21 protein-coding genes and 1 tRNA gene are annotated in these 21197 nt (G+C 47.2%); 12 read left to right on the top strand and 10 right to left on the bottom strand.

Annotated elements, in window-relative coordinates; all coding sequences use genetic code 11:
• Positions 1–10: 10 nt before the first annotated feature.
• The 10 genes from R7V76_RS10825 (at position 11) to R7V76_RS10780 (ending at position 10071) form a co-directional block, all read left to right on the top strand.
• Positions 11–352: a hypothetical protein gene (locus tag R7V76_RS10825; RefSeq protein ID WP_318092496.1), complete on the top strand. Its 342-nt coding sequence runs from the start codon at positions 11–13 to the stop codon at positions 350–352.
• 22 nt (positions 353–374) lie between these two features.
• Positions 375–1319 (top strand): alpha/beta hydrolase, encoded by a 945-nt coding sequence (locus tag R7V76_RS10820; protein ID WP_318092495.1) that lies wholly within the window; start codon positions 375–377, stop codon positions 1317–1319.
• 62 nt (positions 1320–1381) lie between these two features.
• Positions 1382–1465 (top strand) — tRNA-Leu (locus tag R7V76_RS10815).
• A gap of 193 nt (positions 1466–1658) precedes the next feature.
• Positions 1659–2423, top strand: a complete 765-nt coding sequence (locus R7V76_RS10810; RefSeq protein ID WP_214764691.1) for a transporter substrate-binding domain-containing protein — start codon at positions 1659–1661, stop codon at positions 2421–2423.
• 36 nt (positions 2424–2459) lie between these two features.
• Positions 2460–3104 (top strand): amino acid ABC transporter permease, encoded by a 645-nt coding sequence (locus tag R7V76_RS10805; RefSeq protein ID WP_012370579.1) that lies wholly within the window; start codon positions 2460–2462, stop codon positions 3102–3104.
• Positions 3101–3829, top strand: coding sequence for an amino acid ABC transporter ATP-binding protein (locus tag R7V76_RS10800; RefSeq protein WP_318092494.1), 729 nt, complete (start codon positions 3101–3103; stop codon positions 3827–3829). Before R7V76_RS10805 ends, R7V76_RS10800 begins: the two co-directional genes overlap by 4 nt.
• 354 nt (positions 3830–4183) lie before the next feature.
• The gene (locus tag R7V76_RS10795) at positions 4184–7045 is read left to right on the top strand and encodes a 2-oxoglutarate dehydrogenase E1 component (protein ID WP_318092493.1); all 2862 of its coding nucleotides are present in this window, start codon (positions 4184–4186) and stop codon (positions 7043–7045) included.
• 51 nt (positions 7046–7096) lie between these two features.
• The gene (odhB, locus tag R7V76_RS10790) at positions 7097–8347 is read left to right on the top strand and encodes a 2-oxoglutarate dehydrogenase complex dihydrolipoyllysine-residue succinyltransferase (protein ID WP_318092492.1); all 1251 of its coding nucleotides are present in this window, start codon (positions 7097–7099) and stop codon (positions 8345–8347) included.
• Between the two features lie 192 nt (positions 8348–8539).
• Positions 8540–9433, top strand: coding sequence for a glycerophosphodiester phosphodiesterase (locus tag R7V76_RS10785; protein WP_318092491.1), 894 nt, complete (start codon positions 8540–8542; stop codon positions 9431–9433).
• A 191-nt stretch (positions 9434–9624) separates the two neighbouring features.
• On the top strand, positions 9625–10071 hold the full coding sequence (locus R7V76_RS10780) for an Rrf2 family transcriptional regulator (RefSeq protein ID WP_318092490.1): 447 nt from the start codon (positions 9625–9627) through the stop codon (positions 10069–10071).
• 67 nt (positions 10072–10138) lie between these two features.
• Here the strand turns inward: R7V76_RS10780 and mnhG are convergent, their stop codons facing one another.
• Genes mnhG through R7V76_RS10745 form a run of 7 tightly spaced genes read right to left on the bottom strand, consistent with a single transcriptional unit; the run spans position 10139 to position 15931 of the window.
• Positions 10139–10519 (bottom strand): monovalent cation/H(+) antiporter subunit G, encoded by a 381-nt coding sequence (gene mnhG / locus R7V76_RS10775; RefSeq protein ID WP_012370573.1) that lies wholly within the window; start codon positions 10517–10519, stop codon positions 10139–10141.
• Positions 10503–10787 (bottom strand): Na(+)/H(+) antiporter subunit F1, encoded by a 285-nt coding sequence (locus R7V76_RS10770; protein WP_014970528.1) that lies wholly within the window; start codon positions 10785–10787, stop codon positions 10503–10505. Before R7V76_RS10770 ends, mnhG begins: the two co-directional genes overlap by 17 nt.
• Positions 10787–11263 (bottom strand): Na+/H+ antiporter subunit E, encoded by a 477-nt coding sequence (locus R7V76_RS10765; RefSeq protein WP_318092489.1) that lies wholly within the window; start codon positions 11261–11263, stop codon positions 10787–10789. The genes R7V76_RS10770 and R7V76_RS10765 overlap by 1 nt, the downstream gene beginning before the upstream one ends.
• A 3-nt stretch (positions 11264–11266) precedes the next feature.
• On the bottom strand, positions 11267–12751 hold the full coding sequence (locus R7V76_RS10760) for a Na+/H+ antiporter subunit D (protein ID WP_318092488.1): 1485 nt from the start codon (positions 12749–12751) through the stop codon (positions 11267–11269).
• Positions 12744–13085, bottom strand: a complete 342-nt coding sequence (locus R7V76_RS10755; protein ID WP_290828972.1) for a Na(+)/H(+) antiporter subunit C — start codon at positions 13083–13085, stop codon at positions 12744–12746. The genes R7V76_RS10760 and R7V76_RS10755 overlap by 8 nt, the downstream gene beginning before the upstream one ends.
• Before the next feature lie 3 nt (positions 13086–13088).
• Positions 13089–13529 carry a Na(+)/H(+) antiporter subunit B gene (locus R7V76_RS10750; protein ID WP_318092487.1) on the bottom strand — a complete coding sequence of 147 codons (441 nt, stop codon included), beginning with the start codon at positions 13527–13529 and terminating at the stop codon, positions 13089–13091.
• Positions 13526–15931, bottom strand: a complete 2406-nt coding sequence (locus R7V76_RS10745; RefSeq protein ID WP_318092486.1) for a Na+/H+ antiporter subunit A — start codon at positions 15929–15931, stop codon at positions 13526–13528. The genes R7V76_RS10750 and R7V76_RS10745 overlap by 4 nt, the downstream gene beginning before the upstream one ends.
• 350 nt (positions 15932–16281) lie before the next feature.
• On the opposite strand from R7V76_RS10745, the gene R7V76_RS10740 reads away from it, so the two are divergent.
• Positions 16282–16554: a hypothetical protein gene (locus R7V76_RS10740; RefSeq protein WP_318092485.1), complete on the top strand. Its 273-nt coding sequence runs from the start codon at positions 16282–16284 to the stop codon at positions 16552–16554.
• Positions 16555–16599: 45 nt separating this feature from the next.
• Here the strand turns inward: R7V76_RS10740 and R7V76_RS10735 are convergent, their stop codons facing one another.
• Positions 16600–16893: a hypothetical protein gene (locus R7V76_RS10735; RefSeq protein ID WP_318092484.1), complete on the bottom strand. Its 294-nt coding sequence runs from the start codon at positions 16891–16893 to the stop codon at positions 16600–16602.
• A 322-nt stretch (positions 16894–17215) separates the two neighbouring features.
• Positions 17216–17929, bottom strand: coding sequence for a YebC/PmpR family DNA-binding transcriptional regulator (locus R7V76_RS10730; RefSeq protein WP_012370564.1), 714 nt, complete (start codon positions 17927–17929; stop codon positions 17216–17218).
• A 203-nt stretch (positions 17930–18132) separates the two neighbouring features.
• On the opposite strand from R7V76_RS10730, the gene R7V76_RS10725 reads away from it, so the two are divergent.
• A complete protein-coding gene (locus R7V76_RS10725) occupies positions 18133–19917 on the top strand; it encodes a glycoside hydrolase family 13 protein (RefSeq protein ID WP_318092483.1) in 1785 nt (594 codons plus the stop codon).
• A 67-nt stretch (positions 19918–19984) separates the two neighbouring features.
• On the opposite strand, the gene R7V76_RS10720 is transcribed toward R7V76_RS10725, so the two are convergent.
• Positions 19985–21187: a DUF1015 domain-containing protein gene (locus R7V76_RS10720; protein ID WP_318092482.1), complete on the bottom strand. Its 1203-nt coding sequence runs from the start codon at positions 21185–21187 to the stop codon at positions 19985–19987.
• Between the last annotated feature and the right edge of the window lie 10 nt (positions 21188–21197).

Here is a 21197-nt window from a genome sequence, read left to right as displayed (position 1 = left end):
GAGGACAGATATGGCGAGTCGGAAGTTTCAATCGTTAGCAGCGTACAAGCGGGTGCACATCAATCCGGAAACACGGCGGATGACCCTGCCTGAACCGTTTTATGATGCGTTACAGGTAAAAGATGAACTTATGTTAGCACAGGTCGGTCAAGTGCTGATTATTCGGAACCCACAAGAGATCGTCACGACGGAAACGGATTTGCTGTCGGACATCGTCGAAGAAGGATTTATGGGACAAGAATTGGTTCAGGAATTTGCTTACCGAAAGGCACAACACGAACATCGTCTGCGGCAACAAATTTTACAAGAAGAGGATGCAGAGTCCTCGGCGCAATTACAAATTGATCTTTAAGAGCAGATGAGGAGTGGGAGCAATGCGAACACGAACGAAAATCGGTTTAGGAGTAATCGGTTCTGGGATGCTTGCAGCGAGTTATTACTTTTATGAAATGGCGATCGCGACCAATCCGAAACCCTTTTTATCCAACAACCGTGATTTGAGTGACGAGATGGTCCGTCTGATGCAGCCGGGGCAGACGTGGATCAAAGAACAGCCGCTGGAGCTGATTGAAGTCAAGGCGCATGACGGATTAACGTTACGCGGGCATTACTTGCCGCCGCTTGTACCATCGGACCGGATTGTGATTTTAGTGCATGGATACGGCGGTGTCGGAACGGATTTGGCCGGATTTGCGTATCTGTATCACCAAGCCGGTTTCCACGTCATGATGCCGGATAATCGCGGACACGGAAAAAGTGACGGGAACTATATCGGTTTCGGGTGGCATGACCGGGAAGATTGTCTCCGGTGGACTGAATATCTGGTAGCTCGTCTTGGCCGGGAAAGTGCAATCTTTTTGCACGGGGTCTCAATGGGAGGAGCAACCGTTCTGATGACCAGTGGGGAACTGTTGCCTCCGCAAATCAAAGGCATCATTTCAGATTGTGCGTATACGTCGGTCAACGCCGTTCTCGCCTATCAAATGAAGCGGATGTATCGTCTGCCGCACTTTCCATTTCTGACGATGACAAGTATCTTGACGAAATTAAAAGCGGGCTATTTTTTCAGTGAAGCCTCGGCAATTAAGCAAGTCCAGCGGGCGACGGTTCCGATTCTGTTTATTCACGGTGGAGCCGATACATTTGTTCCGACCTCGATGGTCTATGAATTGTATCAAGCCTGTCCGACGGAAAAAGAATTGTTAGTCATTCCGAATGCAGCCCACGCGATGGCTTATTTCGAGGATCCGGACACCTACGATACGGTCGTGGAACAATTTGTCCGGCGAATTTTAGACGAACCGACAGAAAAAGTGTAAAAAAATGCATGAAACCGTTGACACGAAAAAAACTATTTAGTATTCTAATAACATAAATAGAAGTCGTCGTGGCGGAACTGGTAGACGCGCTAGACTCAGAATCTAGTGGTGGCAACACCGTGGAGGTTCAAGTCCTCTCGGCGGCATTTTAAAGTGGAAATAGGAGTACTCTTCGTCAGAAGGGTGCTCCTATTTTTTTTATTTCGAAAAATTTTGATTCATGTCCTTAACAAGTTTGTTCGTAAAATTTGAATTTTTCTGATAAAATATGTGTTAAGGAAAAGTTTTTGAGGAAAATACATGAAAGAAGGCATTTGCCTTCAAGAGAGGAGTAACAACATGAAAAAGCATTTATCGGTATTATTTTTATTGCTCAGCTGTCTCGTGGTATTAAGCGCATGTAGCATCGGTTCACAGGACGAGGTCTCGAAAGACAAGACGTACAAGGTTGGCATCGATGTTACGTATCCGCCGTTTGAATATAAAGACGGGGACACATACAAGGGAATCGATATCGACCTCATCAAAGCGATTGCCAAAGATCAAGGATTTAAAATCAAGTTTGAAGCGATGGATTTCAGCGGAATCATTCCCGCTCTTCAAGCGAACCAACTGGATGTAGCGATTGCCGGAATGAGTATCACACCGGAACGGAAAAAGGTTGTTACGTTCTCAGATCCGTACTTTAAAGCCGGGCTGATCCTGGTCGTCAAAGAAGATGAAAACAAAATCAAATCAGTCGATGATTTGAAAGGCAAGAAAGTTGCGGTTAAAAAGGGAACAACAGGTGCAAAATATGCAACTGACAATGCAGACAAACTCGGAATCACCGTCACGCAATTCAATGATAGCCCGGCGATGTTCCAAGAAGTCAAAAACGGCAACGCTGCCGCATTGATTGAAGATTATCCGGTCATCTCCTATGCAAACAAACAGCAAAACCTTGGTCTGAAACTCGTCGGAGACCGTTTGAATGGTGATAATTACGGAATTGCCGTCCTCAAGGGTGAAAACGAAGAGTTGATGAAAAAAATCAACAAAGGACTCGCAAACCTGAAAGAAAACGGGGAGTACGACAAAATCGTCGATACGTATTTGAAATAAGCCATTTGAACGAATGACAAGGGAGTTGAGTCACTGATGGAAGTCGCAAAAACGGCGTTTCCGTTTTTTCTGGAAGGGTTACAGATTACCCTCTATATCTTTATCATCGCGGTCATCGTCGGATTTTTAATCGGCTTGATCGTCGCCTTGATGCGTTTATCACCACTTAAGATTTTAAACGGTATCGCCATCGTCTACATCGATGTCATCCGGGGAACGCCTTTTATCGTCCAATTGTTCTTCATCTATTTTGGACTCAATTCGCTTGAGTGGCTGTCGATGGACCGGATGTATGCCGGGATTCTCACCGTCGCCATCAATGCCGGAGCCTATTTTGCCGAGATTATCCGGGCCGGCATTCAATCGATTGATAAAGGGCAGACTGAAGCGGCGCGCTCTCTCGGTATGACAGGGCGTCAAACGATGACGCAAATCGTTTTACCGCAAGCCTTCCGCCGTATGCTGCCGACGATTACGAATCAATCGATCATCAGTTTAAAAGATACGTCGTTACTCTCGATCATCGGTATCGCGGATTTGACGCAACAGGGACAAGTGCAGCAAGCAACGACATTTGAACCGTTCATTGTCTGGACGGTCGTCGGTCTGATGTACTTCGTCGTCATCTATCTCCTTTCACTATTAGGGAAATTCTTGGAGCGGAGGTTTACACTGCGATGAGTATCATTGAAGTCAAACAATTAAAAAAATCCTTTGGTTCGAACGAAGTCTTAAAGGATATTTCGGTCGAGATTGAAGAAAAAGAAGTTGTGTGTGTCATCGGACCTTCGGGATCCGGGAAAAGTACGTTTCTCCGCTGCTTAAACCGGCTCGAGGATATCACCGGCGGCACAGTAATCGTCGATACCAATGACATCACGGATCCGAAAGTCGACATCAATAAAGTCCGGGAAGAAGTCGGAATGGTGTTTCAGCATTTTAACTTGTTTCCCCACAAGACCGTGCTTGAGAACGTCACGCTTGCACCGATGAAAGTCCGGAAAACGGACAAAACGCAAGCGAAACAGCGGGCATTCGAATTGCTGGATAAAGTCGGATTACGGGAAAAAGCCGATAATTATCCGGGGGAACTGTCCGGCGGTCAAAAACAACGGGTCGCCATTGCCCGTGCCCTGGCCATGAATCCAAAAATCATGTTGTTCGACGAACCGACATCCGCACTCGACCCGGAAATGGTCGGCGATGTCCTTGCCGTCATGAAACAGTTGGCGCTTGAAGGGATGACGATGATTGTCGTCACGCACGAGATGGGATTTGCGCGTGAAGTCGGAGATCGGGTTCTTTTCATGGATGGTGGTTTCATCGTTGAAGAAAACATTCCGAGTCTATTGTTTGATTCTCCACAACACGAACGGACACAATCGTTTTTAAGTAAAGTGTTATAACATAAGACATTGAGCAGGAATGACCTTCAGGGAGGTCACTCCTGCTTTTTTTTGACGAATACGGCTGATTTCCCCTAGAGAGGTTTCATTCATAAACAACACAGGGTACAGTCATAAGAAAAACTTATACATTTATGACTGAGAAATTGGGAATTCGAAACGCACTGACCTAAAAGAAGTAGTAATATAATAACTAAGGCAAACACTTTTGACATACAGGCCATCGTTAAGGGTTATGTTCGGCCTCGTTGCAAGGAACATGACGATTATCGAATTTTTATGTCATATGATTTGAAAGCGCTAACAGGTAGAGAGCTGGAAATGTACTGAGTTTCAGTACAAAGAGTGGAATGAATGAAACGGGGGGAACCGTACATGGCAAGCCGGGAACAGGAACAGCAAACATTTTATGGACCAAACCTTGGATACATCATTGAATTGTATGAACGTTTTTTAGAAGATGCTTCTTCTGTTGATGAAGAAACACGGGCCTATTTCGAACAAAATGGTGCTCCGATCGCAGAATCTGTGACTCAGCAACCGATCGAAACGGGAGATTTCGAAAAGTACTTGGCAGCGAGTCGCTTAGCGGATCAAATTCGAGCAAAAGGTCACCTTGCGGCTGACATCTATCCGCTGAAAGACCATCCGCGGGAAACGGAATTGCTGGAGCTTCGTCAGTTCGGATTGACGGAAGCCGATTTACGCGGCATGCCGGTCACGCTTGTTTGTCCAGAACCGCCGGGACATCTGAAGGATGCCTATGAAGGGATCGAACATTTAAAAGCACAGTATACAGGTGCCGCCGCCGTTGAATTCCAACATGTCGATGATTTGGAAGAAAAGAAATGGTTACGCCAAAAAATTGAACAAGGTGCATTGACGGCACGTTTATCGGTCGAACAGAAAAAGCAGTTGTTCAAACGGCTCGCTGAGACGGAGTTATTCGAAAAGTATCTCCATAAAACATACGTCGGACAGAAGCGGTTCTCGATTGAAGGTCTTGACGCGATGGTTCCATTGCTCGACACGATCGTTGGACATCTGATTGCCAATGGGTCGGAAACGATCAACATCGGAATGGCGCACCGGGGACGATTAAACGTCTTGGCGCATGTATTAGGAAAACCGTATGAAATGATTTTCGCGGAATTCCAGCATGCACCGAACCATGATCTTGTCCCTTCTGAAGGATCAATCGGCATCACGTACGGTTGGACGGGGGATGTGAAGTATCATTTAGGGTTAAACCGAAAAATGGAGCAACAGTCAAGTAACGTCCGGATGACGCTTGCCAACAATCCGTCTCACCTCGAGTTCGTCGATCCTGTTGTCGAAGGATTCACACGGGCAGCGCAAGATGACCGTTCACAAAAAGGGGCACCGCGTCAGGAACAAGGGAAAGCCGCCGCTATCCTCATTCATGGAGATGCTGCTTTCCCGGGACAAGGAATCGTTGCTGAGACGTTGAACCTGACGAATCTGAAAGGCTATAACACAGGCGGAACGATTCATATCATTGCCAATAACACAATCGGCTTTACAACGGAACCAACGGATTCCCGGTCGACCCGTTATTCAAGTGATTTGGCAAAAGGGTATGAAATTCCGATTTTCCACGTCAATGCAGATGAGCCGGAAAGTTGTTTGGCCGTAGCTTTGCTTGCGAGCGAATACCGCGCGACATTCAACAAAGACGTCTTGATTGATTTGATTGGATACCGTCGTTTCGGACATAACGAGATGGACGAGCCGATGAATACAAATCCTGTCCTTTACGATTTGATCCATAAACATGACTCAGCCCGTATCTTATATGCGAAGCAACTGGTCGAACAAGGTGATGTCACGAAAGAAGATGTCACGACGATTGAAACGGACATCAATGACATGATGAAAGCGGCTCGCGAGAAAGTTCCGAATGTCGAAAAAGAATACGGCGGCATCATGCCGGATGTTGTCTTTAAAGGTGTCCCGCACATCGAGACTGGTGTCGCAGTTGAAAAATTGACGGCTTACAATGAGCAGTTGCTCGAATGGCCAAGCGGATTCAATGTCTTCCATAAACTTGAAAAAGTGTTGAAACGCCGGACCGACGCGTTGACGACTAAAAACGGCATCGACTGGGGACATGCAGAAACGTTGGCATTCGCCTCGATTCTTTCCGACGGTACACCGATTCGACTCAGTGGTCAGGATTCAGAACGTGGAACATTTGCCCAGCGGAACATTAATTTAAATGATGTGAAGACAGGCAAAGCGTTTTCACCGATGCACAGCTTGAAGTCAGCAACGGCATCATTTGCCGTATACAACAGTCCGTTGTCGGAAGCGGGCGTTCTCGGATTCGAATACGGCTATAATGTTTTTGCACCGGAAACACTGGTACTCTGGGAAGCCCAGTACGGCGACTTTGCCAACTCGGGTCAAGTCATCTTTGATCAGTTCATCTCGGCAAGCCGTGCCAAATGGGGGCAGACGTCTGGACTTGTCATGCTGTTACCGCACGGATATGAAGGACAAGGACCCGAGCACTCGAGCGCCCGCCTGGAACGTTTCCTGACTCTGTCCGGGGAGAAAAACTGGACGGTCGCCAATGTATCGAGTGCGGCCCAGTATTTCCATCTGCTACGCCGTCAAGCTGCGATTCTCGGGAAAGAAGAAGTCCGTCCGCTTGTCGTCATGACACCAAAAAGTTTACTTCGCCATCCACTGGCGACGTCCGATCTGTCCGAACTGACAGAAGGCTCATTCAAACGGATCGTCGAACAGGACGGTCTTGGGCAATCACCAGAACAGGTGGAGCGAATCGTCTTCTGCAGCGGAAAAGTGGCCATCGATTTGGCAGAAGCCGTTTCGAAATCAGATGATGATTTTAATTGGTTGCACATTGTCCGGATTGAAGAAATTTATCCGTTCCCGGCCAAGCAGTTAAATGCTTTGCTTGAACGTTATCCGAATGTCAGTGAGTTTGTCTGGGTTCAGGAAGAACCGAAAAACATGGGGGCTTGGACATACATCGAGCCGCGTCTTGAATCGGTTGCCGTCAATGGCATTACAACGGTCCGCTATATCGGCCGTCGTCGACGTTCGAGTACGGCGGAAGGTGATCCGACAGGACATAAAGTCGAACAGGCACGGATTCTGACAGATGCCTTGACGCGGACGACAGTCGATCAACCGAGCACATCAGCTACTTCCGAAACAAATGTCTAAGCTAGAATCAAGTGGGGTCAAACACGAAAAGTCTTAGGGGGACGAATTAACATGGAAATCAAAGTACCAGAACTTGCAGAATCGATTACAGAAGGTACGGTCGCATCGTGGTTAAAACAACCCGGCGACCAGGTAGAAAAAGGGGAAGCGATCGTCGAACTGGAGACAGATAAAGTTAACATCGAAGTACCATCTGATGAAGCGGGCATCCTGTCCGAAGTAATGGCAGCTGAAGGTGATACAGTCCGTGTTGGAGAGACGATTGCCATCATCACGGCAGGCGGAGAAGCGGCACAACCGGCAGCAACAACGCCGGCACCAGAGCAAAAAGAAGCACCTGTCGCAGAAGAGCCGAAAAAAGAACAACCAGCAGCTGTCGCAGCAACAGAAGCTACATCACGTGCTGACCGTCCGATTGCCTCTCCTGCTGCCCGAAAAATGGCCCGTGAAAAAGGAATTGATTTAGCGCAAGTTGCGACGCAGGATCCACTCGGTCGCATTCGTGTGCAGGACGTTGCAACATTTGAAGTCGCGCCACGCGAACAGGTAAAAGCACCACAAGCTCCGGCACCACAAGCAGCTCCGCCAGCAGCTCCGGGTAAACCGGAAGAGCGGATTAAAATGTCGCGCCGCCGTAAAACGATTGCCAACCGTTTAGTGGAGGTTCAACAAACGGCAGCGATGTTGACGACGTTTAACGAAATCGATATGTCGGCCGTCATGTCTTTACGGAAACGCCGTCAGGAAAAATTCGTCAAGGACAATGAAGTTAAACTCGGTTTCATGTCGTTCTTCACGAAAGCAGCCGTCGCTGCCCTGAAAAAAATGCCGTATTTAAATGCCGAAATTCAAGGGGACGAAATCGTTCTCAAGAAATTCTATGATATCGGAATCGCAGTTTCTGCGCCAGACGGCTTGGTTGTACCGGTCGTTCGTGACGCCGATAAAAAGAACTTCGGTGAAATTGAAAAAGATATCATCAATTTGGCCGTCAAAGCCCGGGACAACAAACTTGGCTTATCTGATTTGACAGGCGGGACATTTACGATTACAAACGGCGGAACGTTTGGATCATTGATGTCGACACCAATCCTCAACGGACCGCAAGTCGCGATTCTCGGAATGCACGCGATCAACCTGCGTCCGATCGCCATCGATGCTGAGCGGATGGAAAATCGTCCGATGATGTATGTCGCCCTTTCCTATGATCACCGGATCGTTGACGGGAAAGAAGCCGTGACGTTCCTGAAGCACATCAAAGATTTGCTCGAAGATCCGGAGTCATTGATTTTTGAAGCATAAGTCGATTTAAGACAAAGGCGTTCTCCTGCGATAGGGAGAACGTCTTTTTTCGTCTCTTCAGATAAGCCGGTGATCCGTTTGATTACAAGTCTGTCATCGATTCTAAAAACTTCTTCACGTCAACAATATGTTTCCTTCATAGTCGTCACGTAAGATTCATTCTGTAAGTTACTTTTAAGGGGGAAATACAATATGATGAAACAGATTGGCGTTACCGTACTTACAGGAGCAATAGCCGCAACTAGTTTCGGCGGTATTGACGCTTCGGCACATGCAAAACATGACCTACTCGACCCAAATCGTGTCGTTAACATTGCCCACCGAGGTGCTTCTGGGTATGCACCGGAGCATACGATGCTTGCTTACGAAATGAGCCATAAAAAGTTTAAAGCGGATTATATTGAAATTGACTTACAAATGACGAAGGACGGCCAACTGATTGCGATGCACGACGAAACGGTCGACCGGACGACAAACGGAACAGGTGCTGTCAAAGATAAGACATTAGCTGAAATTAAACGCCTCGATGCAGGGAGCTGGTTTAATACAGCGAATCCTGATTATGCGAAGGCTGAATATAAAGGACTCCAAGTGCCGACAATCGATGAAATATTTGATAAATATGGCAAACATGCCAACTATTATATTGAAACAAAATCACCTGAAGTTTATCCGGGAATGGAAGAAAAACTACTGAAAACATTAAAAGATCATGGTTTATCCAGTGACCGTGTTAAACCGGGACAAGTCATGATTCAATCGTTCAGTCAAGCCAGTCTGTTAAAAGTTAAAGCACTTGATGAAGGTTTTCCACTCGTCCAGCTGATGGAAGCACCAACCGTTCAATCCATCACGCCTGAGACACTTGACGAAATTCAGACATACGCAGTCGGGCTCGGTCCCTCATTTAAAGGACTGACGCGAGAAAATACGGCAATGATTCGGGAACGTGGTCTGTTGCTTCACCCCTATACGGTGAACGAGAAAGTCGACATGGAACGGATGCTCGATTACGGCGTGACGGGAGTTTTTACGAACTACGCGGATCGTTTCAACGAAGTATTGCATGACATGAAAAAGAAATGAATCGTTTAAAAGTCAGTTTCCTGTTCAGGAAACTGACTTTTTTGGTTTAGACGGCATCCAAACCTCTCTCCCGTACGTATACTGTTAAAAGCACATCCTTTATTTTCGACTAGGATCGAACATGATACGATGAAACAGCAATGTGAAGTGGGATTAAAAACGGGTTCCATGAACAGGAAGAGAGGAAAAATATGCGAATTACTCAATATACAGACTATGGACTTCGCGTTCTAATTTATTTAGGTCTTCACCGAGAAGAAGTGACACCGATGCCGGCAATTGCCAATCATTACGGTATTTCTTCCAATCACTTAATGAAAGTTACCCAACAATTGACGAAGCTTGGATACGTAGAGTCGACACGCGGTCGGACCGGTGGACTTCGGCTGATTCGTGATCCGGAAGAAATCAATATCGGAAAAGTCGTTCGCGAGATGGAGCCGATGGATATCGTCGAGTGTTTTGCGGCAGATGGTCATTGTGTTATTGAACCCCATTGTCAGCTAAAAGGTATTCTTGCTCGTGCCTTGCGTGCTTTTATCCGGGAACTGGAACAACATACATTAGCCGAATTACTCAAAAACCCATACGAACTGAACTTGTTATTCGCAAAAACGGATGCGAACCCTTCACGTTAAGTGAACGGTGGCATCCGTTTTTTTATATGCTTGTTTACTTGTTTAGTAGAAACAAAGAAAACTGAGCTCATTTTAATTTAGGTGCAGGTCGTTTTTTAGGTGTCACGTGTTCCGGATTTTTGGCAAGGTCATCCTGAACCGAACCTTTCCACAGCGGAACATCACTGTAATAGGCAGCGCGGGCAATTAAATGTCCGCCGATTGGTGCTGTGATTAAAACAAACAGGATGCCGAGGACGACTCGGGACGAGAAAAATCCGTCTTCAGCGACAAAATAGATGATGACGCTGATAAGAATACTCATGACGCCGAGTGTTGCGCTCTTGGAGGCGGCATGCGCACGTGTATAGAGGTCAGGTAACCGGATAAGGCCAAGTGCCGTCACGAGACTGAAAAATGCCCCGATCAATGCAAAGGCTGCTACGAAAAAATCACTGATTGCGGTCACGTTCGATGATCTCTCCTTTCTCGATGAATTTCGAGAAGGCGACCGTCCCGATAAAGGCCAAAATCCCAATCAACAAAATGACTTCGAGATAATCGCTTGTCCGTAAGATAATGGAAACCAGACCGACGACGGAAATCAGGCTGATCCCGATTGAATCAAGGGCGATGACCCTGTCAGCCACGGAAGGTCCTTTGATGACCCGGTAAAATAAACCGAGCATCGACAGGAAGACGCCTCCTAAGGCGATGAATAAAATCGTCTCTAACATCATCGGCTCACCTCCAAGATGGCTTTCTCAAAACTGTTTCGGATCGAAGACACTGCATCATCTGCTTCCGGCATGTGCAGAGCATGGATATACAATGTCTTATTGTCATCTGAGATATCGACGACCAATGTCCCGGGTGTTAACGTGATCAACAGTGACAGCAATGTGATCTGCCAATGGTGTTCGAGTTCGGTCTCATAGGCGAAGATACCGGGTTTGATGTCGAGGCGCGGTTTTAAGATGATGGACAAAACTTCAAGGTTCGCGACGACCAGTTCATACAGGAAACGAAATGCAAGTCGAATCAACGCGATGAACGGTCCCAGATAAAACCGGCTGCTGAACCCCCGCCGCATCGCAAACATCGCAATCAAACCGAGTAAGTAGCCGATGATGAACGATGAGGTGGAAAAAGAGTTAGCGAGAAACATCCAGAGGAATGCAAGCAAGATGTTGAGTAATAACTGAAACGGCATGGGTTAATCCTCCTTCAGTACAGCTTGGATATAGAGTGTCGGATCAACGAGCGGATCGACAGCTTGCGAGATGAACGGACGGACGGCTTCCGTTCCGATTCCGTACAAAACGGTCATTGCGACTAAAGCAAGTGCAGGAGCCAGCAACTGTTTGGTCAGATGGCGTTTTGGACCGCTGTAGGTTTTTGGTGTCCCCCAGAAGCCGCGGATGAAAATCTGCATCACGGAATAAAGCACAAGTAGACTTGAAATCAAGACGACGAACGGACCGATGAGATCTCCGGCTTCAAAACCACCGCGGACGATCAACAGTTTCCCGATGAATCCGCTGAGTGGGGGAATGCCGGCAAGTGATAATGCCGCAATGAAATACGTCCAGCCAAGCAACGGATAGTCTTTGATCATACCGCCCATGTCTTTTAAACGGCTGGATCCGGCAATACCGATCATCACACCAATCAACAGGAATAACGCAGCTTTGATCAGCATGTCATGAATCAGGTAGAAGACGGCACCTTCAAGCGACTGGCGGGTCATGACAGAGACGCCGTACAAGATGACACCCACCGCAACGATGATGTTGTAAATCAGAATCTGTTTCACATCACGTGTCGCGAGTGCACCGATGACACCGATGACGATCGTTGCGAGCGCCAGCCAACCGAGCAGTTGATGCGTGAACTGCTGCTGGTGCGAGAAGAACAGACTGTATGTCCGCAAGATACCGTAGACACCGACTTTTGTCAGCAAGGCGCCAAACAGGGCGAGAACAGGTGTCGGCGGTACTTGATACGAACCGGGAAGCCAAAAGTACAACGGGAAGATGGCACCCTTTAAGCCAAAGACAATTAAAAACAGAACCGCGATGACACTGAGGATACCGGGTTGATTGATTTCAGTGATCTTTTGTGAAATATCAGCCATGCTGAGGGAACCGATGATACCGTATAAAAAGGCGACGGTCATGACGAACAAGGCGGACGAAATGACGTTAATCAACAAATACTTCAGCGACTCCCGAAGTTGAGCCGGCTTTCCACCGAGAACAATCAGGACGTAAGACGAAATCAGAAACACTTCGAAAAAGACGAACATGTTAAAAATATCACCAGTCGTAAAGGCACCGTTGACACCGAGCAGTAAAAATTGGACGGCAATATAATAATAAAACCGTTGGTGCAAGTCGGACAAATAATACATTGAATACCATATGACAAAAAAGACGAGCAGGCTGGTCGTTAAGACAAGCAGGGCGGACAACATGTCCGACACAAGCGTAATACCGAACGGAGCCGGCCAGCTGCCGAGTGTCACGGTCAGAATGCCGTCTTTTCGGACACTGTAAACGAGATAGATTGTTGCAACGATCGTCAAGAAGGTCGAAACAAGTGAAAATGTTCGTTGTAGACGGAGCCGGTTCGGAAACAGCATCAAGATAACTCCGGTAATCAGTGGAATTAACAGCGGTAGTAACGGTAAATTAATCATGCGTATCGGTTCCTTTCATTTCCTCCAGATTATCTGTTCCCAGTTCCTGATAAGCCCGATAAGCAAGTACAAGGAAAAATGCAGTCACGCCAAAGCTGATGACGATCGCCGTCAAGACCAATGCTTGCGGCAGCGGATCCGTATATTGGGTGACGCCGTCCTTGATGACAGGAGCGGCACCGGTCTTCAGACCACCCATCGTCATGACGAGCAGATGAGCAGCATGACTGAGTAAACCGGTTCCGATGATGATGCGTAAGACACTTTTTGAAAGAATGAGATAGACGGCACACATCGTCAAGATGCCTGCTGCAATCGCCATGATGATTTCCATGCGTTAATCACTCTCCCCAATCGTTTGAATAATTGTCATTGTCACACCAACGACTACAAGATAAACACCTAAATCGAATAACATCGCTGTATGCAAAGATGTTTTGCCGAACAACGGTAAATTGAAGTAACTGTGGGCGTGCGTGAAAAATGGTTTGTTGAACAGCAGGGCACCGGACGCTGTCAGCACAGAAATCAACATACCGACTGCCGTCATCTGTTTGTAATCAATCGGCAGAATCTGTCGAAGTGTCTTGATATCAAAAGCCAGCAGTACGAGAACCAGTGCCGACGCGGTTACAAGCCCGCCGATAAATCCGCCGCCCGGTGTGTAGTGACCGGCAAAAAACAGGTAGACGGCAAACAAAAAGATGATAAAGGTGATGAATGTCGTCGAAGATTCCAAAATGACGTCATTCGTATGCTTTTTGATTGGATTTTTCATTTGTCGATTCCTCCTGTCTTACGGAAATTAATCATCGCGTAAATCCCGAGCCCGGCAATCGCAAGCACACTGATTTCAAACAATGTATCAAAACCACGGAAGTCAACAAGGATGACGTTGACCATATTCCCACCGGCAGCGAGATCCGCCACGTTGTCGATATAATACTGGGCAATCGAAGCAAATGACCGTTGGCTGAGCGAAGCGAGTGCAACAAGTGTGACACTTAAGCCGACAAGTGCGGAAATCGCAGCGTTTCCAAGTTTAAATTTAATCCGTTCCTCTTTCCGGCTGATTTCCGGCATGTGATAAAACACAAGCAGGAACAAAGCGACAGAGACCGTTTCGATGACGAGCTGGGTCAAGGCCAAGTCAGGTGCCCGGAATAAAACGAAGAACAGAGCAACCGTATAGCCGACGACACCAAGTAAGATGATCGACGTCAAACGCGACCGGGCAAACGTAATCGATAAGGCACTGCCGATAAGGACAAGGACCAAGACGACTTCATAAGCATGAACCGTACTGAGCGGATTCACATCAAACCGGAAGGCATCCAGGAAATAAAGACTTGATAATACCAGGGCGACGATAAAGCCGAAGATATACACGAGGTATGAACGCATATAGCCGGTCATGACCGTATCATGGATGGCAGTCGAGGTCCGCTCACCGCGACTCAACAGGGCATCATATTGATGATTGAGTGAGAACTGTTTTGGCATCCGGTGATACAAAGACCGCCATTTCGGCAAGGTCAGGAATAAAATTGTTCCGGCTGAGATGATCAGGATAGTTAAGAACAGTTCCGGATTAAAACCATGCCAAAGTTTAATTTCGACCGGAATCGTGCCGCCATTTGCGATGACTTTCGGTAAAATCGCTTCAGCTGCCGGACGAATCAAGGTGTTTGAGAGTAAGTTCGGGAACAGACCGATCAAAACGACCAAGGACACGAGGACAAGTGGTGGAATCAGCATGCCGATTGGTGCTTCATGCGGTTTTTTCGGCAACTTATCGAGTTGCTTCGGACCAAGGAATGTCCGGTAGACGATTAATATACTGTAGACAAACGTAAAGATGCTGCCGACGACGGCAAAGAACGGGAACAACAGACCGAATGTATCGAGATGGAATAAGCCGGACTCTGATACCTGAAGGACACCAGTCAAAAACATTTCCTTACTTAAGAAACCGTTGAACGGCGGTACACCCGCCATCGACAGCGTGCCGATCGTCGCAATCGTGAACGTCACCGGCATCAGTTGCGATAAACCGCCGAGTTTCCGGATATCCCGTGTGCCGGTCTCATGATCGACGATTCCTGCCATCATGAACAGACTTCCTTTGAACGTCGCATGGTTAATCAAGTGGAAGACGGCAGCGACGGTTGCAACCGTATAGAGGCTGTCCGGTATGATGTCGACCTGCAATGCAGCTGCTCCGAGTCCGAGCAATGACATGATCAAACCAAGTTGTGAAATCGTTGAATAGGCTAAAATCGCTTTTAAATCAACCTGTTTGACAGCGTTCAATGATCCCCAGAAGAGTGTGAACATTCCGACGGACGACACCAGATAAAACCAGAGAGGTGTTTCCGCAAAAATCGGACTCATCCGGGCTACGAGATAGAGACCGGCCTTGACCATCGTAGCCGAGTGGAGATAGGCGCTGACCGGAGTCGGTGCCTCCATTGCGTCCGGTAACCAGATGTGAAACGGGAACTGAGCGGATTTCGTAAAAGCCGCCAGTAAAAACAGGACAAGCGATACGGTGAAGAGCGGATCACCAGAATAGGTGCCGACCGTCGCAAGCGATTCACGGATACTGAATGAGCCGGACAGGAGCGACAGCAGGGAAATCCCGCCGAGCATAGACAGACCACCAAAAACAGTGATGAGCATCGATTTTTGGGCACCGTAACGAGAGCGTTCCCGTTCGTACCAATAGCCGATTAACAGGAAAGACGAAATTGATGTCAATTCCCAGAACAGATACATGACGATCATATTGTCGGACAAGACGATTCCGAGCATTGCCGTCATGAACAGGAGCAGGTACACATAAAAATTATGAAGAGCTTCTTTTTTTGCATCGAGATAATAGATGGAATACAGCACGACGAGCGAACCGATTCCGGTAATCAATAACGCGAACAGTAAACCAAGACCGTCGACGTAAGCCACGAAATTGATATCGAGCGAAGGAATCCATTTCATCGTCGCAACGACTGTTTTTCCGGCCATCGTCTGGCTGAGGAATTGACTGAAGTAAGCGACGAGCGTCAGCGGAACAAGCAGGACGAACCAGCCTGTGTGCACCGATCGAATTTTTTTATACAGCAATGGAATGAAGAGACTGACGAGTAACGGCAACAAGATTGCCAAATGAAGCAATGACACATGATTCCCTCCTTTTCATATCGTTCATTTCATCGAAAAAATGAAAGAAGGACGCAGTACGCAAGCGAGCAGTCGTGCTTGTGACGAGTCCTTTTTTATCCAATCATTCGATTCTTATGAAGCATCTGTTAAAAGTATAACGTAGATTTCGGCTCTCTGCATGACCCGAACCTTCTTGAGGTAGTGCAGGAAAGCGGTTTTTGGATAAATTATTAAATATGTAGGAACACGGCAGAAAAACAGGAAAAAAAGTTCGAAAAAATTTTTGAAGACAGCGGAAATTTGATTACAATAGTCTTTTTCAGGGAAAACCAATAAAGTCTAAAAATTCAGCGAACAGAGGTGTCGTCATGAAAAAGTCATTTAAACAAGGTTTGGTCATTGGGGGGCTCGCAGCCTTATCTGCGTTAGCTATTAAACGTTATAAGCAAGCAGGGAATTCGTCGCAAGGATTCAGTGATCCGACTGCACTCGACCGTCACCAAAGTGTCGACGCAAAAAAAGATGAAACGGAAGTCGGATTAACACAACTCGATTCCATTCATCGCGCGGATTGGCAAGCCAATGGTTTCCCGCAAACACACGCTGAACTGGAACGTCTCGAAAAAGAAGAAAACCAGTAAAAAAAACACGCTCTCCAATTGGGGAGCGTGTTGTCATATATAGAATTAAGCACTTGTCGAAACGAGCGCTTGAATCCGCTCACTGTGTGCAGCATAGGAAGAGAGGTGTTCGAATTGATGTAAAGTCAGTGTCGTCATCCGACTGTGACCGGTACTCGATTCAAGGAACAGGTACGCTTCGTTTTGATCCTGACCACCACCGTCGAAACGAATTTTAGCCGTGATCGTTCGTCCGTCGTTCGTTTGCATATAGATATCGTAACCGCCGAAATCAACCCGGTTGAAGCGATTAGCTTCACTTACGATTCGTTTAAAAGTTTCAATCAATGAATAAGACATACCATTTCCTCCTTATGTGAAAAACACGTGACCTAAAAATATATCACCTATCAGTATCGAATATGTCTTTTCCCATTATATTCAAAAATTAAACCTTTAAAAAGAATCTTTTTTTAAGGTTGATATGAAACGCGTTTCATACTTTATCATTAATTCTGACAGCGCGTGACCATCCGGACGATGGGCGTCAGCTGAGCCAGGAAACGGAACTGTTCATCTATACAGACGAACGGAAGCTACACAAAAAGGAATCGGATATACATCCGATTCCTTTTTGTGTATAAAAGCCGGTATGAGAACCGGCTGATGGATGAATCGACGATCAAAGTTCGACGTTGTGATAGACTTGCTGGACGTCTTCGAGGTCTTCGAGCGCATCAATCATTTTTTCGAACTGTTGCACGTCTTCGTCAGACAACGTCACTTCGTTTTGCGCAAGCATGACGAGTTCAGCGACTGAGAAATCAGTGATTCCTGCCTCTTTTAATGTCTCTTGAACCGCATGGAACTGTTCCGGCTCGGCATAGATGATGACCGATTCCTCTTCTTCCAAGATGTCGCGGACATCGATATCCGCTTCCATCATCAGTTCCAAAATATCGTCTGCCGTTTTACCTTCAAAAGCAAAAATCGCTGTTGCATCAAACATGTAAGCGACCGATCCGCTGACACCCATGTTCCCGCCATTTTTACCAAAAGCAGCCCGGACGTCAGACGCTGTCCGGTTGACGTTGTTTGTCAATGTCTCGACGATGACCATGGAACCGCTTGGTCCAAATCCTTCATAACGTAAGACGTCAAAGTTTTCTTCCGCGCCGCCTTTTGCCTTTTCGATGGCACGATCGACGATGGCGCGAGGGACGCTATACGTCTTCGCACGCTCGAGTACTACCTTTAAAGCCTGGTTAGATTCCGGATCCGGCTCACCTTGTTTAGCGGCAACATAAATTTCCCGGCCGAACTTCGCATAGACGCGACTAGTATTTTTGTCTTTCGACGCCTTTTTTTCTTTAATGTTATTCCATTTACGACCCATCAGAATCCACTCGCTTTCACATGACTTCGAATTAGTTAGGAACTGCTTGGTTCCTTCTGCTTCATCAGTATACCGCATAAGTTGTTGATTGCTAAACTGAAAAGATAGTGAAATCGCTGTTTTTTCGAGATAAACGTTTACACACAGCCTGAAATCGGGAAGTAAAGGAAGATGAAATGAAGAAGATGAAAGGGGAGGGACTTATGAATAAAGCAGCTGTGTTTCACCGGGCCCTGTCTCCGTATGTCTATACATACGATCAAGAAACGGTTCATATCCGCTTGATGTCGGCTAAAGGGGACGTGGAATCTGTTGAACTGATCCACGGGGATCCTTATGAATGGGATGCAGAAAAAGAGGAAGATCGGGACTGGAACTTTGATCCGGATAAAGAAAAGTTTTGGAAAACGGAGACGACAGCAATGACGTTTGCCGGATCGGATGCGACACATGATTTTTGGTTTGTTGCCATCCGGCCGAAAAAGAAGCGGGTCCGCTACGGCTTTAACGTTCATGCGAACGGTGAATCGGCTGTCTATACGGAACGCGGCTGGTACGATGAAGTACCGCTCGATCATCCGGGCTACTATTTTGCCGTCCCATATATGAATGCGGTCGATGTATTTGATACGCCGTCATGGGTCAAAGACACCGTCTGGTATCAAATCTTTCCCGATCGGTTCGCGAACGGGGATTTGACGAATGATCGTCCGGGTACCATCGCCTGGGGTGCCGAGGCACCGGCGTTTGACAATCATTTCGGGGGCGATTTCCAAGGGGTGATTGATCATATCGATTACTTAAAAGACCTGGGGATTACCGGCATTTACTTTTGTCCGGTCTTTGTCGCACCGTCGAATCATAAATATGATACGTTAGATTATTTACGTCTCGATCCGGCCTTTGGGACGGAAGAGACGTTCCGGGAAATGATCCAGCTACTCCATAAAAATGGGATTCGAATTTTACTGGACGCCGTCTTTAATCACGTCAGCGTGGATCATCCGGCCTTCCAAGACGTCATTGCGCATGGCAAAGAGTCGCAGTATGCGAATTGGTTTATGATGGACTCGTTTCCGGTCCAATCGACACCGGTGCCGAACTATGAAGTATTTGCTTTTGAAGGGAATATGCCGAAACTCAATACGGCACACCCTGATGTAAAAGAGTACTTGTTAAAAGTCGGGCGTTACTGGGTGGAAGAGTTCCACGTCGACGGATGGCGACTGGATGTCGCGAGTGAAGTGGACCATGCTTTTTGGCGTGAGTTCCGGCGTGAAGTCCGGGCAGCGAATCCGGAAGCCTATATCGTCGGTGAGTGCTGGACAGACTCACAACCGTGGTTACTCGGCGATCAGTTTGATGCAGTCATGAACTACGGATTGACGGAAGCTTTCTTGACATTTTTTGCGACGAACGAAAGTACGGCGTCTGAATTCAGTCATGCAATCGTCAGGAATCTGAACAGCAATACGATGAACGTCAACGAAGTAATGTTCAATCTGGTGGATTCGCATGATACACCTCGTGCTTTGACGCGGGCGAATGGGGACCGTGACCGAATGAAACTGTTGATGCTGTCCCTGTTGACATTCACGGGAAGTCCGGTCATCTATTATGGAGATGAAATCGGTATGACAGGCGGTCAGGATCCGGATAACCGGAAGTGTATGGTCTGGGATCAGGCGGAACAGGACAGGGATCTCTTGGCATATATCACAAAGTTGGTTGATTTACGGAAATCGCACCCCGGTCTTGCCAACGCGAGCGGCTATCAATTCGAACAAATGGATGATGAGACGGCAAGTTTCCTCGTTCGTCGTCAGTCTGAGAAAGCGACCTATTTGATTGGATTTAACAATGGTTCAAAAGAAATCCGCTTCGACTTGGACAAAGCAGCGGTTGATTTAATGGATGGACAACGGTATTCGGGGACTGTCACCGTACGTCCGGTGTCCGGAAAAATTCTCCGGGTGGAAACAACATAACCAAACTAAAAACATCCGTTCAGGAAAAATTAATTTCTTGAACGGATGTTTTGTTGTCTAAAAATGATTAGAAAAATGGATGAATCAGCAAACCACTTCTTAGTTTGGGTTCAAACCAGGTCGATTTCGGCGGCATGACTTCACCGGCGTCAGCGACCGACATCAGTTCGGTTAAGCTCGTCGGATGAAGATGGAATGCGACGGCCATCGTGCCTTGGTCAACCAGTTGCTCGAGTCCGTCATATCCGCGAACGCCGCCGACGAACTGAATCCGTGCATCTGTTCGAGGATCTTCAATTCCGAGGAATGGCGTCAATAATTCGTCCTGCAGAATGGCGACATCGAGATCTTCCTTGACGGATCCACGATTTTTCTCGTAATCCAGTGTATACCATTTTTGTTTGACATACATTTCGAAACGGTGTTTTTTAGTTTCTGTCGCACGTCCTTCGGTCACGTTGAACCGGCTGCTGAGTCTTTCGAGCAAGTCATCAACCGACTGACCGTATAAATCTTCGACGACACGATGGTAGCCTTGAATGTTTAATTGATCACTTGAAAAGGAGACGGCGAGAAACAAACCGGCATCTTCATGAGGATTCAGCCGGGCGACTTGCGAGGCCGCTTCCGCCCGGTGATGACCGTCAGCAATATACAGGTGATCGTGACGGGCAAACTGACTGCCGATCGTCATCATGGCATCACGGTCCGTAATTTTATAGATAGTATGCTCAATCCCGTCTTCAGCGGTAAATTGATAAAGCGGGGATTGATCCGTCTGTTCCGAGACGACGCGATTCAGTTCATCATCCGGATGATGGGCCAGTAAAATCGGACCGGTATGGGCAGCGAGCGACTGAACGTGACGGACGCGGTCCCGTTCTTTATCCGGTCGCGTGAATTCGTGCTTCCGAATGATACCTTGGTCATAGTCCGCGACAGAGACACAACCGACAAAGCCGGTCTGCGTATGCGTCCCGTCGGTCAGACGATAGAGATAATAACTTTCGACGTCATCGGTCAGGAGAATCCCGCGTTCAATCGCTTCCTTGAAATGAAGGGCTGCTTGCTGATAAACACGCGAATCATGATCATCAATCAAGTCCGGTAATGTCACTTCGGCCTTATCGATTCGTAAAAAAGACAATGGACGCCGCCGGACTTCCAACCGTCCCTCCGCGCGATTGAAGACATCGTACGGGAGAGACGAGAACGCTTCTGCATATTTCGGATCAGGTCGCAAGGCATGGAAAGGTTCAAATGTAGGCATAGTCATCGCT

This window comes from Exiguobacterium artemiae (assembly GCF_033342815.1).
Classification (GTDB): Bacteria; Bacillota; Bacilli; order Exiguobacteriales; family Exiguobacteriaceae; genus Exiguobacterium_A; species Exiguobacterium_A artemiae_A.
This window is presented reverse-complemented; position numbering and strand designations above follow the sequence as displayed.

Coding starts and splice junctions, on each gene's coding strand:
- R7V76_RS10825 (WP_318092496.1), top strand. CDS start 11: ATGGCGAGTCGGAAGTTTCAATCGTTAGCAGCGTACAAGCGGGTGCAC.
- R7V76_RS10820 (WP_318092495.1), top strand. CDS start 375: ATGCGAACACGAACGAAAATCGGTTTAGGAGTAATCGGTTCTGGGATG.
- R7V76_RS10810 (WP_214764691.1), top strand. CDS start 1,659: ATGAAAAAGCATTTATCGGTATTATTTTTATTGCTCAGCTGTCTCGTG.
- R7V76_RS10805 (WP_012370579.1), top strand. CDS start 2,460: ATGGAAGTCGCAAAAACGGCGTTTCCGTTTTTTCTGGAAGGGTTACAG.
- R7V76_RS10800 (WP_318092494.1), top strand. CDS start 3,101: ATGAGTATCATTGAAGTCAAACAATTAAAAAAATCCTTTGGTTCGAAC.
- R7V76_RS10795 (WP_318092493.1), top strand. CDS start 4,184: ATGAAACGGGGGGAACCGTACATGGCAAGCCGGGAACAGGAACAGCAA.
- odhB (WP_318092492.1), top strand. CDS start 7,097: ATGGAAATCAAAGTACCAGAACTTGCAGAATCGATTACAGAAGGTACG.
- R7V76_RS10785 (WP_318092491.1), top strand. CDS start 8,540: ATGATGAAACAGATTGGCGTTACCGTACTTACAGGAGCAATAGCCGCA.
- R7V76_RS10780 (WP_318092490.1), top strand. CDS start 9,625: ATGCGAATTACTCAATATACAGACTATGGACTTCGCGTTCTAATTTAT.
- R7V76_RS10770 (WP_014970528.1), bottom strand. CDS start 10,787: ATGTTAGAGACGATTTTATTCATCGCCTTAGGAGGCGTCTTCCTGTCG.
- R7V76_RS10765 (WP_318092489.1), bottom strand. CDS start 11,263: ATGCCGTTTCAGTTATTACTCAACATCTTGCTTGCATTCCTCTGGATG.
- R7V76_RS10760 (WP_318092488.1), bottom strand. CDS start 12,751: ATGATTAATTTACCGTTACTACCGCTGTTAATTCCACTGATTACCGGA.
- R7V76_RS10755 (WP_290828972.1), bottom strand. CDS start 13,085: ATGGAAATCATCATGGCGATTGCAGCAGGCATCTTGACGATGTGTGCC.
- R7V76_RS10750 (WP_318092487.1), bottom strand. CDS start 13,529: ATGAAAAATCCAATCAAAAAGCATACGAATGACGTCATTTTGGAATCT.
- R7V76_RS10740 (WP_318092485.1), top strand. CDS start 16,282: ATGAAAAAGTCATTTAAACAAGGTTTGGTCATTGGGGGGCTCGCAGCC.
- R7V76_RS10735 (WP_318092484.1), bottom strand. CDS start 16,893: ATGTCTTATTCATTGATTGAAACTTTTAAACGAATCGTAAGTGAAGCT.
- R7V76_RS10730 (WP_012370564.1), bottom strand. CDS start 17,929: ATGGGTCGTAAATGGAATAACATTAAAGAAAAAAAGGCGTCGAAAGAC.
- R7V76_RS10725 (WP_318092483.1), top strand. CDS start 18,133: ATGAATAAAGCAGCTGTGTTTCACCGGGCCCTGTCTCCGTATGTCTAT.
- R7V76_RS10720 (WP_318092482.1), bottom strand. CDS start 21,187: ATGCCTACATTTGAACCTTTCCATGCCTTGCGACCTGATCCGAAATAT.